General features: G+C 36.2%; 16 protein-coding genes. 3 read left to right on the forward strand and 13 right to left on the reverse strand.

The features are described 5' to 3' along the window. Nucleotides 1-186 precede the first annotated feature (186 nt). From MKX57_RS12275 to MKX57_RS12300, 6 genes are all read right to left on the reverse strand, one after another. A complete protein-coding gene (locus MKX57_RS12275) occupies nucleotides 187-1,278 on the reverse strand; it encodes a low temperature requirement protein A (RefSeq protein ID WP_089986484.1) in 1,092 nt (363 codons plus the stop codon). A 380-nt stretch (nucleotides 1,279-1,658) separates the two neighbouring features. After that, nucleotides 1,659-2,537, reverse strand: coding sequence for an Hsp33 family molecular chaperone HslO (gene hslO / locus MKX57_RS12280; protein WP_089986483.1), 879 nt, complete (start codon nucleotides 2,535-2,537; stop codon nucleotides 1,659-1,661). A 402-nt stretch (nucleotides 2,538-2,939) separates the two neighbouring features. Continuing rightward, entirely contained in the window at nucleotides 2,940-3,377 is a 438-nt protein-coding gene (locus tag MKX57_RS12285) for a winged helix DNA-binding protein (RefSeq protein WP_090001413.1), read from the reverse strand. 367 nt (nucleotides 3,378-3,744) lie between these two features. Further along, nucleotides 3,745-4,026 carry a hypothetical protein gene (locus tag MKX57_RS12290; protein WP_107922283.1) on the reverse strand — a complete coding sequence of 94 codons (282 nt, stop codon included), beginning with the start codon at nucleotides 4,024-4,026 and terminating at the stop codon, nucleotides 3,745-3,747. A gap of 10 nt (nucleotides 4,027-4,036) precedes the next feature. Beyond that, nucleotides 4,037-4,426 carry a hypothetical protein gene (locus MKX57_RS12295; RefSeq protein WP_107922284.1) on the reverse strand — a complete coding sequence of 130 codons (390 nt, stop codon included), beginning with the start codon at nucleotides 4,424-4,426 and terminating at the stop codon, nucleotides 4,037-4,039. A gap of 12 nt (nucleotides 4,427-4,438) precedes the next feature. Beyond that, complete coding sequence (locus MKX57_RS12300) at nucleotides 4,439-4,807, reverse strand: DUF2089 domain-containing protein (protein ID WP_036227177.1); 369 nt, start codon at nucleotides 4,805-4,807, stop codon at nucleotides 4,439-4,441. 548 nt (nucleotides 4,808-5,355) lie between these two features. On the opposite strand from MKX57_RS12300, the gene MKX57_RS12305 reads away from it, so the two are divergent. After that, nucleotides 5,356-6,321 carry an arsenic resistance protein gene (locus tag MKX57_RS12305; protein ID WP_107922285.1) on the forward strand — a complete coding sequence of 322 codons (966 nt, stop codon included), beginning with the start codon at nucleotides 5,356-5,358 and terminating at the stop codon, nucleotides 6,319-6,321. Nucleotides 6,322-6,770: 449 nt separating this feature from the next. Next, nucleotides 6,771-8,249: an Lsa family ABC-F type ribosomal protection protein gene (locus tag MKX57_RS12310; protein ID WP_342550318.1), complete on the forward strand. Its 1,479-nt coding sequence runs from the start codon at nucleotides 6,771-6,773 to the stop codon at nucleotides 8,247-8,249. Nucleotides 8,250-8,393: 144 nt separating this feature from the next. Here the strand turns inward: MKX57_RS12310 and MKX57_RS12315 are convergent, their stop codons facing one another. From MKX57_RS12315 to MKX57_RS12345, 7 genes are all read right to left on the reverse strand, one after another. Continuing rightward, entirely contained in the window at nucleotides 8,394-9,218 is an 825-nt protein-coding gene (locus MKX57_RS12315; RefSeq protein ID WP_107922287.1) for a sugar phosphate isomerase/epimerase, read from the reverse strand. Next, on the reverse strand, nucleotides 9,215-10,189 hold the full coding sequence (locus tag MKX57_RS12320) for a DUF6005 family protein (protein ID WP_107922288.1): 975 nt from the start codon (nucleotides 10,187-10,189) through the stop codon (nucleotides 9,215-9,217). Before MKX57_RS12320 ends, MKX57_RS12315 begins: the two co-directional genes overlap by 4 nt. A 13-nt stretch (nucleotides 10,190-10,202) precedes the next feature. Beyond that, nucleotides 10,203-10,460 (reverse strand): petrobactin biosynthesis protein AsbD, encoded by a 258-nt coding sequence (asbD, locus tag MKX57_RS12325; RefSeq protein WP_008177745.1) that lies wholly within the window; start codon nucleotides 10,458-10,460, stop codon nucleotides 10,203-10,205. Further along, the gene (locus MKX57_RS12330) at nucleotides 10,457-11,692 is read right to left on the reverse strand and encodes an AMP-binding protein (protein ID WP_008177743.1); all 1,236 of its coding nucleotides are present in this window, start codon (nucleotides 11,690-11,692) and stop codon (nucleotides 10,457-10,459) included. The genes asbD and MKX57_RS12330 overlap by 4 nt, the downstream gene beginning before the upstream one ends. Continuing rightward, nucleotides 11,689-13,440: an IucA/IucC family protein gene (locus MKX57_RS12335; RefSeq protein ID WP_239354629.1), complete on the reverse strand. Its 1,752-nt coding sequence runs from the start codon at nucleotides 13,438-13,440 to the stop codon at nucleotides 11,689-11,691. Before MKX57_RS12335 ends, MKX57_RS12330 begins: the two co-directional genes overlap by 4 nt. Then, nucleotides 13,412-15,235, reverse strand: coding sequence for an IucA/IucC family protein (locus MKX57_RS12340; protein ID WP_090001401.1), 1,824 nt, complete (start codon nucleotides 15,233-15,235; stop codon nucleotides 13,412-13,414). The genes MKX57_RS12335 and MKX57_RS12340 overlap by 29 nt, the downstream gene beginning before the upstream one ends. 473 nt (nucleotides 15,236-15,708) lie before the next feature. Next, on the reverse strand, nucleotides 15,709-16,227 hold the full coding sequence (locus tag MKX57_RS12345) for a GNAT family N-acetyltransferase (protein ID WP_008177739.1): 519 nt from the start codon (nucleotides 16,225-16,227) through the stop codon (nucleotides 15,709-15,711). Between the two features lie 122 nt (nucleotides 16,228-16,349). Here MKX57_RS12345 and MKX57_RS12350 point away from each other — a divergent pair, with 122 nt between their 5' ends. Further along, on the forward strand, nucleotides 16,350-16,982 hold the full coding sequence (locus tag MKX57_RS12350) for a YitT family protein (protein WP_090001399.1): 633 nt from the start codon (nucleotides 16,350-16,352) through the stop codon (nucleotides 16,980-16,982). Nucleotides 16,983-17,090 lie beyond the last annotated feature (108 nt).

Consider the following 17,090-nt stretch of genomic DNA (forward strand, 5'->3'; position numbering starts at 1 on the left):
AAGGCTATGAATGATGATCATTCATAGCCTTTTTCTTATTGAATTAATTGGCTAACGTCTTCTTTAGCTCAGCAAAGGTCAAAAACGAAATGAATTACTTTTAAAAATTTTAAGAACAAAGATGTTCCTAGACATCTTTCGTTAAGTACTTAAATAAGCATGTCTTTTAGTTCTATAGCATTTTATTCATGTAGTTGTTAATTTAGCGTATATGATAAAAAACAACGTCAACTCTCCCATGATGACAACGTTTGGGACTTCTACTATCAAATTAATGATAAAGAAAGTGGCTAAGATCCCAATAAATAATGTTAAATGATAAAGCGTTAAACGATCTTGTTTAAACCTATACTGATGAAAAACTATACTAGTTGTCATGAAATAAAGGCATACAGAGCCGAATATAAAATATAAATCAAATGAATAACGAACCTCATTTAGAAACAGAAGCTTGATGGAAGCGGCAATCATGCTCAAAGACATTAATACAAAAAGATGGCCATAAATAATGGTCTGACCAGATGTTTCGATTGATTTGTCCACTTTCTTTTCTACATTTTCGAAATACTGCCACCACATCGAAACAATTAAAATAAACGAGATGATTGAAAATAAAATAGAATCCCAATCCCCTTTTTGTGGCTGTAGCACATACAAGGTGCTAACAACTGATTCTCCGAAAAGGATTAATGTCAATGAAGCAAAACGTTCTAATAAATGAGATGTATTAGTCGGAGCCTTCACCAAATATTTACGTCCCCAAAAAGGTACAAGGATATCAATCAGAATGCCTATATATAATATGCTATAGCGAATCCATGAATCAAATAAGATAGAAAAACAGGATATGATTATGCCAATCCAAAAACGTGTGCCTAAATAGTGAGCAACGTCCTTTCTATTGCCTTCTTCATAACGGTGAACAACTAGATATTGGACCGCAGTAAGGGCTCTTAATCCAATATAGCCAATTAGAAATGGCAAATAGTATTGATCAAAGTTAACCGATAAGCTAGATGTCATAATCAGGACAAATAGCATCTGGAATATTGTAAAAATCCTTTGGTGTAAAAAATCCTGTCCAAAACGATTAATAAACAATGTTTGTCCTACCCAAGACCACCAAATAGGGATAAATATTAAAACAAACTTCAAAAAATACTCTGGGCGAATTTCACCTTTTTCAACATGAAGTAATACATTAGTGGCAGTTGAAACAGCTGCTACAAAAATCAAATCATAAAAAAGTTCTAACCATGTTATTTTCTTTTCTTCCATCTCATCATACTCCTTCAAATCCTATTAGCTAATCATATAATAAAATGCTTTTCTTAATAAAGAACCTGTTTAAGCTTAAATCAAAAAATTTTAGACAAACAAAAAAGGAACTGGAGTCAGTTCATTTTTTGTTTGCCTTGCGAATACGATCCATCCCACTTAACAATGCTAGTATGAAAATTGGTAACATAGCAAAGCTGAGTAAAAATAGACCTATATTTACAGAAATAATGATACAGGTATCTCAGTCTTATCATTTTAGATGAAAAATCTAAAATGCTTGTCCGTATGCCAAAACTTTAGCTATTCAAATAAAAATACCTCCTTTGGATATTACATTCAAAGGAGGTATTTTTATAGTGAGTAACTTATTTTAAAGATTAAACGGCTTGTTCTAGCATTGCTTCTAATTCATTTTTGTCAAATTGATACGTTTCATTACAGAAATGACATTGTGTTTCTGCTTGCCCATCTGTATCAATCATATCTTGGAGTTCTTCGCTACCTAAGCTCACTAGCACATTCGTTGAGCGATCTTTTGAGCAAGTGCATTGGAATAGGATTTCTTGTGTTTCGAGAATTTTTACATTCCCCTCTCCTACAACCATTGTTAGGATTTCTTCTGGTGTTAGTCCATCACGTACCATTGCTGAAATCGTTGGAATACTTTCTAAACGTTTTTCAATTTCTTCAATAATTTCTGCCTCCGTGCCAGGTAATGCTTGAATAATAAAGCCCCCTGCTGCTTGGATTGTATTATCAGGGTTAACGATAACTCCTACCCCAACGGAAGAAGGAATTTGCTCAGACTGTGCTAAATAGTATGTGAAATCTTCCCCTAATTCCCCTGAAATAATAGGTACCTGTCCTACAAAGGGGTGTTGTAGACCGATATCTTTTGAAATGGTTACCATGCCATCTGTTCCCACGGCTCTTCTAACATCTAATTTCCCAATACTGTTTAGGGGGAAATGTGTTTGCGGGTTTGTTACATAGCCTCGTACTTTACCATTTGCGTTAGCGTCAACAAGGATTGTACCTAAATCACCCCCACCATTTATACGAATGGTTAATTTGTCTTCATTTTTTAACATAGAACCAAGCATCACGCCGAAAGTCATTGAACGTCCTAACGCTGCTGATGCGGTCGGCCATGTATAGTGTCGATGTTGAGCTTCCCCTACTGTATCGACTGTTCTTGCTGCTATAACTCGAACTTGTCCGTTATATGCTAAACCTTTCACTAAATAATCCTTCATTATTATCTCTCATTTCTTCAATTTTTTAATAGATGGTTGAGGGTTCCGCTTCATAAATCAGCATCTTCTGACGCCCCTAACCCAACAATTTCCCTTCGGCTTTATTATCGTGTTATACATTTAACAAAGCCCTCAGTTGCATATCATGCGAGTACCGTTTGTGGAAATTTAGAATATTTTTGCTGTCATAATCTCTTTTATTTTCATTGGCTCCCGTTTCTGTATAATCAACCTAAGTATTGTAAAGCGCACACAGTGGAAATACACATATTAGTGCATAATTCCAATATTTCACCTATTTATATTGATGTCCAACATAAATCAACATTTTGAGAGGACAAAAGAAAACAAATAGTTCAATTTTGAACTACAAGGGGAAATAAAAGTTAGAACAGATCTGCTCTAACTCAAATTACCTAACACTTTTTGAAGTAAAGAAAAAGAAGTAGCTTTCTCCTCTTCATTAAATCCATGAAACATTTTGTTTGTAAGATGATCAAAGATTTCTTCAAAATATTTCTGGACATCCAGTGCTTTTTTAGTTGCAACGACATACATTACTCGTTTGTCCTCACTATGCCCCTCTTTTACAAGATAACCAGTTTTGACTAAACGGATAATCATTTCAGTAATGGTTGATTTTTGTTTGAGCATTTCATCACAAATACATTTGATTTGTATGCGTCCCCCATTTTTGTACACAATGTATAACAGCATGAAATGGCTTGGGGCTAAGTCAGTATAGCCTAGTCGCTTTAACTCTTGTTTTAATTCATCTTGTACAGCGGTAGAAATTATGGAGTTCAATAAAATTGCTTCATGTGATTGTATATTTGCCATTCGTATCACCGCCTTTAGAATAGTTCAATTTTGAAGTTATTTCAACTAATATACATTTTAATACGCTCCCTTTTCCTTTCACAATGATTTTCAGTAGCTATTTATGATCAAGATTTTAGGTGATGAAACAATAAGGAGGTACATCGATGTAAGATGTTTTTAAAAGTTTATGATGCAGTGTGGTGATTTCACTAAAGGAAACAATAAGGTACAAAAAATGGACGATTTAGGTAGTGGTTTAAATAAAATTTCTGGAAAAAGCTATGAAAATCCAAGGTTTTTTGAAGGTGTGTTACCTGTCTATTCGTAGCTAATAAGTAAAAAAACCACCTACTATTTCAGATGTAAGTGGTTGTATTTCAATAAATTATAGTTTAACTTTTACAACTGTACCGTCCTGTGCATTGACATCAACTAGCAAGATCCCTTTATAATTCTTCAGTTCCTGGACAATGGGCTTGAGTGTTTTTTTGTCTATTGGCGGCAAGGTAAAGTCCAGTTTTTTTCTTTCAAAGTATTCTTTTGTCCATTTGTTTATATTACGCTGAAATAATGTTGAAGACAAAATGGAAATAACAATGTTTAACATCGCATATGGGATTGGGATGGTAAGTCGAACATCCTTTGTTTTCACTTTGACATGTATCATCAGTCGGTCACTAGTCAATGAACACAGAAACGGAATCCCCGTTTGCCGATTTAATATCAACGATTTGGCCATCTAATTCATTTTCGATGGCTTCCATTATAAGGCTGATATCCAGATCTTTCACATATTTTTCAGATTGTGGAATACTAGCTGCGATACTGTGTCCAGCCATTAAAACAACTTTCACTAGCTTGATGGGTAAATTAACCGTTACGTTATCATTTTCAGTTGAAACAATACGAACTTTTAATGTTTTATCTAAATATTTAGCTGGTTTATCTAAAAGCTTATTTCCCGCGTCATCTTTCTCTTGCAATACTTGAATTAGTTCAGAGCCTTTTTCTGCATCAATTTTCCCTTCCTGAACCATCGTTAACACTCGTGCAATTTCCTCTTTCATGATCTATTCCTCCTATTCTTCTTTTAAAAGCTTAATGGCTTCTTCTGCTGTGATTTCGCCATTTTCTAGCAGAGTAACAACATTCTTTTTATCTACTTCATTTTTCTTCTTCTTCTGCTCATATCCAAGGGATGAAATAATATCTGTTAGCTTTCCTCGAACCGTTGGGTAGGAAATTCCAAGTTCTTTTTCAACATCTTTAATATTCCCTCTACACGCTAAAAATACTTCCACAAAATGAAGCTGATCCTTTGATAAGGATGCCAGTTTCGATAATTCAAATTCATTTTCAATCGTAGTGTGGCAGTGAGAGCACTGCAACTTGGTAATTTTTAACGTTTTACTGCAAACAGGACAATTTGTGATTACTTGATAGGCCATAATGAAGTTCCTTTCTTTAGGTTGATTTGATTATATACCAAAGAATTTAAAAATGAAATAACCAAAATTAATTTTTTGTACTTAAAAATTAAAAATGTTAATTAAAAGTTTAATATAATTAAGTTTTAGATATATGGCGTTTTTTGAAGATAACCAACTTGAAGTATGTAAGACAATAAGGGGAACCAATCCCCCCTGCCGATGATTTTAATTTTATATACTGAAACAACTTCACCTCCTAAACATAACTCATTAGTTGAATGGTATCCACTTGTAGTAGGTGGTTTTAAGGAGTCTATAAATTTTTCAATATGCGAAAGGATGGTGCATTCAGAGGAACACAATTTGGAGATTTTGCACGCAAATCTATAGGAACAATGTTTTTCTCTCAGTATGGTTTGGAGTGTATCCACCTTTTGGCTACCCGTCTTATGGTAATTTTCACTAAGTAAAATAACAAGAACTATATAGTTCCAATCTCATATTGTATGGTACCCTAATAGAGGAATGTTTATGGGCTAGGTTTAATAAATAGGAGTAAAATCACAATGATTTCAAGAGAAGCATTAGAAAAAAATCAGATTTCCCTGTATGTATTCGTTTTATTACTGGCAGGAGCTATAGGGTTATTTGCCCCTGATATAGGCACACGCTTGGACATTACCCTTTCTTTTGTTATTGCATTATTAATGTACAGCATGTTTTCACAAATTCCTTTCAGCTCTTTAAAAGAAGCTTTTGCTATTCGTCGTTTTTTGGGGGCATTGCTAACGGTCAACTATATAGCGGTACCAATTGTTGTATGGCTATTAACTTTGTTTTTACCAAACCACCCACCTTTATTACTTGGCGTCTATTTGGTATTACTGACACCTTGTATTGATTATGTCATTGTTTTTACAGCACTCGGTGGTGGAAATGAAAAAGCCATGCTGATTTCAACACCTATTCTTTTCATGACCCAAATGCTATTACTACCTTTCTATTTGTGGATATTTATTGGACATGAAGCAGCGGAAATAGTTGAAGCGGGCCCTTTCCTAGAGGCATTTTTTAAGCTCATCGTCATCCCATTGGTCATCGCGATTATTGTTCAGCTACTTGCTAAAAAATCTATAGTCGGTCATACAATCATTCAATTTTCTGCATGGCTACCAGTTCCCTTTATGGCATTGACATTGTTTGTTGTTGTCGCTTCACAAATCGGAAAATTATCGACATCCATTGATTTGATAGTTAAGGTCATTCCCGTTTACATGGCCTTTATGCTTATCATGCCATTTATTTCAAAACTTATTGGCAAACAATTCAAACTTGATCCTGCATCTGGTCGAGCTTTAATATTTAGTGGTTCAACACGTAATTCGCTTGTTGTTCTACCCTTGGCCCTATCTTTGCCAGATCCAATACATACAGTAGTGGTTGCTATTATCGTTACACAAACGATTGTCGAAATTATAGGAGAAATCATTTATATTCGTGTTGTGCCCCATCTATTTTTACACGAACAATAGGCTGATTTGTAATTCAAGAAAAAATTTGGTACGATGAATATACAATTATGAGAGGACTGATGGATGAACAATGATGAACTAAACTATATTTTAAGTTGAAATCAATTACTTCAAACTACAAAATATAGGATTAGTCTGTCCATTTTTATCAATCAGTTTATACTTTTTTCGTCATTTTCCTATGGCAAAAAAGTCCTTAATCAATACCTGTAACCGACTAATCCTTCCAATGACAATTGGGGGGATTTTTTTATTCTCTCATAGTTACATCAAAATTCTAAAAAAGGAGTGTGGAAAATGAGCGATTTAGACACAATTGTTACACATGTAAATCTCCGTATAAGTCGTTAATATCCATCCTACTTATGCGGAGACATGGATTCCAGATGGATATGCCGACTTTGTATAAAAGAAAGAAAAAAGGTTTGCTATACAAAGGAGGAGTTATCATGTCAATGATACAAGTTCAAAATTTAACATTTTCCTATCCAGGTAGCTTTGATCCTATTTTTGAAGGTGTTAACTTTCAATTAGATACGGATTGGAAACTAGGATTTATCGGTCGAAATGGTCGCGGGAAGTCAACATTCTTTCAGTTATTATTAGGGAAATATGAGTATAGTGGGAAAATTAATGCTTCAGTAGATTTTACTTATTTCCCCTACCCTGTTGCAGATCGGAACAAATATACGTATGAAATTTTTGAGGAGATTTGCCCGCAGGCAGAGGATTGGGAGTATCTTCGTGAAATATCGTATCTACATGTAGATGCTGAGGTTATGTATCGCCCCTTTTATACATTATCGAACGGAGAACAAACGAAGGTTTTGCTTGCTTCCCTTTTCTTGACGGAGGGAAAATTTCTATTAATTGATGAACCGACTAACCATCTAGATACAGATGCACGAAAAATTGTCGCTAACTATTTAAAGAAGAAAAAAGGATTTATTTTGATTTCGCATGACAGAACGTTTTTAGATGGCTGTGTGGACCATATCCTTTCCATCAATCGAGCCAATATTGACGTTCAAAGTGGTAACTATTCTTCATGGAAGTTAAATTTTGATAGACAGCAGGAACATGAGGAAGCAACAAACCATCGTCTACAAAAGGACATTGAAAGATTAAAACATTCCTCGAAGCGTTCGGCAGGCTGGTCCAATCAAGTTGAGGCTTCTAAAAATGGGACGACGAATTCAGGGTCTAAGCTAGATAAAGGTTTTGTCGGACATAAGGCAGCTAAGATGATGAAGAGAGCGAAGCACATTGAATCAAGACAGCAAAAAGCGATTGATGAAAAATCAAAATTGCTAAAAAATGTAGAAAAAACGGAGTCTTTGAAACTAGAGCCATTGGCATTTCAGTCAAAGGAACTTATAACTTTGACCGATGTATCTGTTCGATATGATGACCACATGATTAATCAACCATTAAGCTTTAAAGTTGAACAGGGTGATCGTATTGTTCTTGATGGAAAAAACGGAAGCGGTAAAAGTAGTGTTTTAAAACTTATTCATGGAAACGACATACAGCATACGGGTACTATCCATGTAGGCTCAGGTCTTATTATATCTTATGTTCAGCAGGATACTTCCCACTTGAAGGGATCATTATCTGATTTTATTGAAGAGCATGAGATTGATGAAACATTATTTAAATCCATCCTTCGTAAAATGGATTTTGATCGAATTCAATTTGAGAAGGATATTGCTCATTATTCAGGTGGGCAAAAGAAAAAACTACTTATTGCCAAAAGTTTATGTGAGAAAGCTCATTTATATATTTGGGATGAACCATTAAACTTTATAGATATCTATTCCCGTCTACAAATTGAAGAGCTCATCCAGAGCTTTAATCCTACAATGGTGTTTGTAGAGCATGACCAGGTATTTCAGCAAACGGTGGCGACCAAAATTATTTCTATGTAGCGAAATATGAAAGCTTTGAAAACTGATCGTTTGTAATCAATAGCTCTCCTGACGTATCGCTTAGAATAATTAAGCCAATATAAAAAAGAAATCCCAAGGAAAAGACGACAAATGTTTTTTCTTGGGATTCTCTATAGCCTTATACTAAATTTGCACTAGCTGTAAAGCCTTCTTTATATCCTGTATATCCTTTGTTAAAACACTCTTCACATTTGATCCAAACCATTCTAGTGAGGCATCTATCTCCCTATTTGAATCTATTTCTGCTAGGAATTCACCGTAGTCAATGGCCCCTTCAAATAATGGAACCATCCCTTCTCGAGTCCCTGATGCAGCATAGACATTGTGTGGAGCAAAAACATCCAGGTGTGTCCGAGAGGCAATATTTTTAAAGTGAAAATGTGAAATATAAGGACGAAGTTGCTTCATGGCGACAATTGGGTCCACCCCTGATTCCCATACATGTAAAACGTCAAAGTTAACTCGTAAGCTTGAGTGGTTCGTTTCTTCGAGTAACTGTATGGTTGAGGGTAGATTATCTGTCAACGTATTCGGATGAGTTTCAACAAGCAAGTATTGTCCTTTTGACTCGAGATAATCACAGATCAATTCAAGTCTGAAAGTAAGTTCTTCTCTTTCCTTCTTACTCGTTTCTAAGCTGCCCTGCTTGCCGACAAAAGTACGAATCTTGTTTGTTCCCCAGCGCTCTGCAAGTGCAGATAACCTCTCTGTTTCAGCCATCATTTCAGCAACCGGTGCCTCTAATGGTAAATAATCACTAAGCATACTCGTTTCCAAACCGAAGGATCTTAGCCAATCTGCTCCATAATGAAGATCATCTGCTAAGTTCTTTGCATGAACACCCCAAAGCTCAATACCATGAAAGCCTTGTGCTTTGGCAAAGTGAGCTAATTGATCTATTGAATGAAGATGGTGTCGAAACGAGATTGTACAAATAGATAGTTTCATAACGTGACCTCTTTCTTGTACTGTAGTGTTAACCATGCTTGAAAGCATTCTTGTAATCCTTGCTTAATCTTGAACTCAAGTAGATTTTGTTCTTCTAGCTTCACATAAATATCTTCTATTAATGATGGATCATGCGTCATCGCAAGTTTCATCACTCGATATTGAACCGTTGTATAGCCCTTCACTAAACGCTCAATTTCATCACACCATATGTCAAAGCCTTCCTCAGCACGGCCAAGTGCTTCCCAAAAATATGCAAATGCATGCTCATATGCATATTTTCTTATCGCTATAACTGGCAATTGTTTTATGGCAGCCGGCAGTTTCGAGATACTTTCTTTGTCATTTTCTGCAGTATGCTCATTAATTATTTCAGCAATGGCATCTGTCAATGGATTACGCTGGAGCTTGATACATGTATTAAAATAGGCTTCAACTGTATCAGAAGTTGGAGCAATGATCGTCTCGGAATCAAAATAATAACCTCCTCCTACAGTTGGCTCTAGGATGGCAGCTATAATTCTTTCCTTCGGTAATAACCCCTCCCAGCGAAAATCAGGGTCATACATAAACCACTCTTCTTCATTTTCTGTCGATTCTAGCATCACATAATGAGGAAATGGACTTTGATGAAATTTATTCTCTCGCTCTGGAAGCTTTGATAAATCTAACATCACCATTACATGTTGCTGGGGAGATTTATGCTCTAATAACGCTAGTAGCTTATTTATATTTTCGTGTTTTGTTTGATTTTCGTCATACCATTTGTGAAGCTTGATTCCATAAAGCATTTCATACCATGTTTGAAAGAAATCATGATCAATTTCATCAGAGTGGTATGTAAGCACACCATTATCAAGCACATCGAAATCCGCATCCCATACCCCAAAATAATAAGGCCTATGATCGACGCCTTTAGTCTTCTTAATAACCTCACAAACACAGCTTACAAAACAATGAACTTTTATCATTTTTAGCCTCCGATTATTCTACCTTTTGCTGTTTTTCTAAGAAGTTTGCTAGTGTCCCTACTGTTTTGAAATCTTTAGGAACAAGCACCTCATCAGGAATGGCAATGCCAAGGTCCAACTCTATATGAAGAATGAGTTGAAGGACCATAATGGAATCCATATACAAATCCTCATTTAATCGGGCATCTTCATTAAAAGAAGACAATGTCTGCAACTCTAATGAATTTTCCATAATATCATAGATGCTTTTGATCAGTTGTTGCCGTGTCATACGGGTATGCCTCCAAGTTTTTTTCTACTTATTTTTCCATTAGGTAGCTTTTCGATTTCACGAACAAACACGAACTCCACCGGAATTTGATGTGGAGCAAGAAATTTCCGACACCACTCTCTAAGTTCTATATGATCAATCGGTTCATCAGACACATAGAGTGCGCAAACTCGCTCTCCTGATAAATGGTCTTGTTTCTTATATACGACTGCTTCTACTATTCTTGGCTCATCCATTAACACGTTTTCCACTTCTTGCGGATACACATTCAAGCCAGCTACATTAATCGTGTCATCGATTCTTGCAAGAAAAGAAAGAATATTATTTTCTAGATAGCCAAGATCTTTCGTATAAATCGTTTGTGCAGATGTTTCAATGATAATCTCGCTTGGTGTTTGTTTGTCACCAGCTGTCACCTTCACATGAGGAAGAGGATACCCCATTTCTTTCGGATCTTCCACATTAGGGTGAATGGCAACACAGCCGGATTCGGAGCATCCATACTGCTGAAGGACTTGGTTAGATTTCTCTCTTAATGATGTTAACCAGCCATGTGGCATCACAGTCCCTGACGTCATCACACGATCAAATTGTTGATCAATCGGTAATAATCGACTTAATGTATAAAGTAATGCTGGGGCTCCATAGAGTAAGTGCTGAGGATATTCTTTTAGCTTTTTCAACATATATTTAGGATTATTATTCGTTATAATAACCGGTTTTGCTCCTCTTCTTATACAAGCTAGGACACCACAAATAAATCCATAAGAGTGAGTAACCGGGCAAGCAACAATAGAATTTGTCAAGGAATCAACAGGTAATGTAGTAACATAGCTTTCAATCTCCTCGTCCACTGAGCTCCACGTTCGTTCAATGCATTTCGGAGCTCCTGTTGTACCAGAGCTCATTTGAACTAATACCCCTTCTTGGTTATTGGAAAGATTGGATAATTCGATGAAATCATCAATGGATTGGAACAATAACAGATGACTACCCGCTGTCGAAGCGATTCTTATGGCACCCTCTTTTGGCGTCGCTGAATGGATTGGGACAACTGACCCTCTTTTTTCACGAATGTATAAACAAAGAGCTATATATTGGAAAATATCATCTGTACAAATTGCTAATCTCCGATTGTTACATTCCTTTAGATGTGGTAAGCGTTCATATATATCAAACTGTTTTTCAATATCTTCTACTGTATAAAATTGATCATTGACATAAAACATCATGATTTCCCCTTTTCATTCGCTTGTGCCAACGCATTGTTGACGATATGGCGAAAATTGCCTTCTTCTTTATTTTGCAATTTCTTTTTTAGTAAGGATTCAACATAAATAGGTGTGCTAGTATACTGAAGCTGTTCATTTCTTGTATGGAAAGATGGAAAGCGTTCAAAGTGCTTCTGTATGCCGTCCTTAATTTGATTCCAAAAGCGTATTTCTTCATATCCATATTGCTCTTCTAGCAAATTAGATAGCTCACTTAAATGAAACACGAATAGTGTATCCATCGCTAACTCACGTAAAGCCTCTATAGAAGACATCCAATAATAATCATCGGCAGGTGCATCTTTAAATCGGTCATGTATCATTCCAAAATCGGGAATGAGGTTTCTATCTGCTATGAATTCTTCCGTATATTCGATACTGTCATGGAAATCTCTCAGTACAACCCGAGTCGGCCACCCATTTTCATGCAATAAAATCATATTTTGCGCATGGGCCTCCACTGCAATTCCATGAGCGACAAGTAGGTGCCAAATTGGAATAACACTCACTTCAATCAAGCGTTTTATCCACGCCTCCGTTCCATATCGGCATAGCCAATCATCAATAAACGAACGCCCATCTAACTCCATCATCATGAGTACCGTAAAGGGTACTGCTTCCTCCTCCTCCTTCATATACACGCGCACACTTTCTCGCCATATGGTGCCAAGCTGACCTTCTAATTTGCTACTATGCTTTGTGGCATGCGGTTCAAAAATAATGCCTGCGTATTCTTCCAGTACAATAACAGTCTTTTGTAAATAGGCATCTGATTGAAGTACCTGTTTAAGCCATGCAGAAATATGAGGAGCAGCACAAACAGCATGAGCATGTAACTTTCGTAATGAAGAGGTATTCACCATATTCATTGAGCATTTTAATTGTGCTTTTTGTGGATGTGAAGAATTCCATAATGTTCGCACTGATTGAGTTGCCCTATAGTAATCTCCTTTCACATTTAGAGGTATGAAATCCTTTTGTTCTATTAATTCAGCAAGCTCCTGTTTCATGGTACGCCATTGCCATGGATGAACAGGTAAGAACGTATAGTCTTCGAATATGCCATTGAATCTCGCAAGCTTGCTAAGAAGGTCGTCCCACAGTAAATGCCCTAGCTCTCTTTTCCAGAAATCTTCTTCTTTCTCAAGAACAGCGATTCGTACATAGCTTCTTCTCACTGCCACCCATTGAAGGGTGAATGATTGCTTTCCTTCAGGGCCATAGTCTATATGGTCGTCAATCGTAAAACCGGTTCTAGATTTAAAACAAGGATGATACGGATGTCCTTCAATAATTTCCGATTCTAATTCCTCATAGCTCGAATTTCTTCTCGACATCGGCATTTGGAGATGTCTATCATTCCAATCGCAAAGATTACTCGTTAAATGAAGTTCTTTCAGTAACCGAACTTTATCTTGACAACTCGTCAGTAATTCATCGACTAGTTCCTCAAATGTTGCCTCCTGTATCGTCTCATCCTTGCTTATTAGAAAAATATGATCTCCCTTTATTCGGATGCGATCAAATGCCATTCTTCTTCCTTCACAGCGAAAGGTGTATGTCTGTCCAATAAGAGTAAAAATTGAAGTCCATTGATCCAGACGTGTTTCTTCATAGTTGATTAGTCCCTCAAAGATCATCGCTTCTACAAGCTGCCGCCTTACACGTAGCTCTCCTCTTTTAGAAGCTAAAGGCTGTAGCTGCTGCATAGTCTGCCTCCTCATACTGTCGAACAAATGGGTTTGGAATTTTCGTATATACGGCTTGTTCTAGTTCGGCTTCAAGTTCATCTACATCATGGAACCTTGTTAAAAGGTTTGCTTTGAAGGCAAGCTCTTCTTGATTTAGAATGTTCCGAACAAATGCCTTCCCGAAACCTGTCAATTCGTTTTCTAATAAGTGCAGTTGTTCTATAGACCACTTCAAAAGAACATTTTCGTTAATAAGCTGATCCGCTCCAAATCGAGAAATAACAGGAAACAGTTGATTCATAAATAAATAATACGTAAATCTATCTTGTATAAGGGCATCTTCGTAAAACAGTTCTTCCGTTTCATGTAAAGATGGCTCTATTGCAAGAAGTACATCTTTATAGGCTTTTGATAAGTAATAACCTTGGTTATCGCGATAATAATATGTGGTTGGATAACCAGAAGAGATGTTTAATAGACTGTTTTGCTGATGGGCTTCGAGAGCGATCCCATGCTCATCGTATAATTTTAATAATGGTTCAATCGCACATGTCCAATAAACTTTAAACCAATCTAAACTGACACTCTCTAATGACCGGAGTTCGGATTGAGCAATTTTCATGATGAGCTGACATAGCTTTGATTTTTCTTCTAGCAGGGGCTCTTGCACAAGCGTAGCGATCATGCAGATTCCTTCATCTTGGCCTTTAGGAAATACGTTTGAGCGAAAAATAACCTCAAACCCTGATTCCGTCTGGTTAGGAAACTCTACAGTCATATAAGCAGGGTCATGAATCATCTGAAAGGATGGATGATTTTGTAAAAAATCTATTTTTTTCATTAATCGAGCCATAGCAATCCCAGCTTTAAGTTCATGAGTTCTATTGACTCTCAATGAATTTGTTATTTTGACAGGAATTGAAAACTTATACATCATTTCTTCCTGTGAGTTATAAACCGTTCTGATTGAAGAGGTTGCTGTATAAAAAGCTCCTAGCGCACCCTCGTATTTTATGAATCCTTCAGCAATCGCCTTTTTTACATATTGTTGCTGTAGAAGCCATTGTGCTTGTAGGGGGTGGACCGGAATGAAACAATCCTTCACGGACGTAACAAAATTAGGCTGTGATGTTATTAACGATTGAACAATGTGATCACTCGCACTTTTTTCTAATACGGAGGACTCTTGTACCATTTTACGGTCGACACGAAAATAGTGAAGTTGGAAAGAACCTTGTAACTCTGGAGCAAAACTGGTTTGTTGCCAATCTGCCATCCCTTGTCTACTTTTTGGTGTTGGATGAAGCCAATGACCAAGTAAGAGAGACTGCTCCGCTTCAATAAACGTACCGCTAGCCCCAGGTTGCTTGTCACCTTCCAAACTATTTTCAATATAATTGGCCATCGTTTGGTAGCTTTCAATTATGCGAAGAATGAGTTCGTCAAAATGGGAAGAAAGATTAAGACTGCTATCCCTCTTAGCCATCAAATGTAGTTCCTGAATGAGCGTAATAAGTATCGATAATTTATCCTCGACAAGCCATTGTTTTTGTTTTGTACAATACTTCCACGGCGTACCAATTACCTGTCTTCCGACAAGAGATTTATATTCCACCCCAAATGCAAAACGTATGTTTTGTTTTGGTAATTCAAGCTCTAATATATGTGCCTCTGTAATCAGTGCTGATAGTCGTTGTTCTTTAATCCACTCCTCCTTTTTGACCCAATGCCCGCTTCTCACCTCTCGTATATAACAATTTATAAACGCCTGAAACGTTGCATTTTCTGCAATCTGTTTAGCAATCTGTTGCATGAAATAAACCAATCCTTTCACAGAGCCTTTTTACTATTAATTGATAATCATTATCACTCGTTGTTAAAAAAATGAGTCTCCCTTATTAGAAAGACTGAGAAGTAAATTAGAACATTGATTACAATTGATAATGATTATCGTTTTCAATATTAATTACATATTATAGGTAATTTGGAAATGACTCAACTGTCTAAAGACCTATATGGCAATATAAACCATCGAAATAGGTAAAAGTATAGAGAAATACGTCGTTATTTGTATCAGTTATGAAAGATTATTAATATTTAACGGGTTATAAAGATGAAATATTACAAAGAAATAGAAGGGAGAGCTCCATTTCGAAATGGTTCTTATGGCTTGAATGTTTTTATTTTTACGAGCTATGGCATCTAGATGTTCATGCAGAAAAATATTAAGTATGTATAGAAAAATGGCAGAAATGTTGCGATATCAACGTTTCTGCCATTTAAAATTTAAATGAGTGTTTTTGTCATAATTAAATCTACTTGTTCTTCCTCGCCCATGTAAAAGCTGTGCGCTCCAGTTTGAACAAAGCCTATTTTTTTATAAAAGGCTATAGCATTGTCATTTTTATCCCAAACCCCTAACCAGATGCTACTTTTATTTTGGGCTTCAGCTAATTCGATAGCCTTGTTCATAAGATATTTGCCAAGACCTCTTCCTTGAAATGACTGTCGAATATAAATACGCTCAATTTCAAGGGACTCGTTCCCCATTTGTTCAGATTGGGCATCATTGACATTCACCTTTAAGTAACCTGCAATGACATCATTGTCATAAATAAAATAGAATTCTGAAGCTTCATTACATAATTCCTTTTCCAGCCGATACTCTGTAAATGCTTTTTCCAAGTAAGCAGTCATATTTTCAGGTGAATTCTGATCTTTAAAGGTATCATTAAATGTTTCAATACTCACCTCTTGGAGTTTTTTTAAATCACCTAAGCTACATTTTGCTAATTTGATTGACATTGATTACACTCCTTTAAAACTCTTTATAGATTTTATGTTGCAAATGCAACAAAAAGAGTATATATTGAATGTAACTTATTTTTGTTGTATATGCAATAAAAATATGAATGGAGGTTGTAAAAGTGAAATATGTTTTTTATGTCATAGGCATTTTCATCTTAACGCTGGGCATTTCTTTAACTATTCGATCCAATCTAGGTACTTCCCCCTTCGATGCTCTTTTAGTAGGACTATCTAAAAATATAGGGCTGACAGTTGGTAGCTGGGAAATTATATTGGCCATTATTTTAATAGGCTGTAATTCCATACTAACTAAACAAAGGCCCGAATTTTTGGGCTTTATTACTGCTTTTATTACGGGAATTGGGATTGATTTGTGGTTATTTTTGTTACACAATCAGTTAACACCTGTAGCTTGGTATAATCAAGTTGTTTGTTTTGGTGTTGGTTTAGTTGTGATTGGGTTAGGGACTGCCACCTATTTACATACGAATTTTGCACCGATTCCTGTTGACCGATTAACATTAATAATTAAAGAGCTAACGAAAAGGAGCATCTTTTTTGCAAGAACGACTATTTATATCCTGTTTTTAGTGCTAGCGTTAATAGTGAAAGGCCCAATTGGCTTTGGCACAATCATAACGGTTTGTTTTGGAGGGTTCATCCTCCATCTCTTTATGCCGATTACTGGTAGAATACTAGATAACATCCTACACCGCTCTACTCAATCTCAAAATGAAGAGCTCAAAAGCTAGTATTCTTGTTTTGAATGGGGGGATGTCATTTGATAAAGTTTTTTTGCCTAGTAGCTGGCAGTCCCCCATTTCTTCCATAAAAAAATCCTGCTACTAACAGGATTTTTA

Source organism: Lysinibacillus sp. FSL M8-0216 (genome assembly GCF_038595555.1).
In the GTDB taxonomy this organism is placed as follows: Bacteria; Bacillota; Bacilli; order Bacillales_A; family Planococcaceae; genus Lysinibacillus; species Lysinibacillus fusiformis.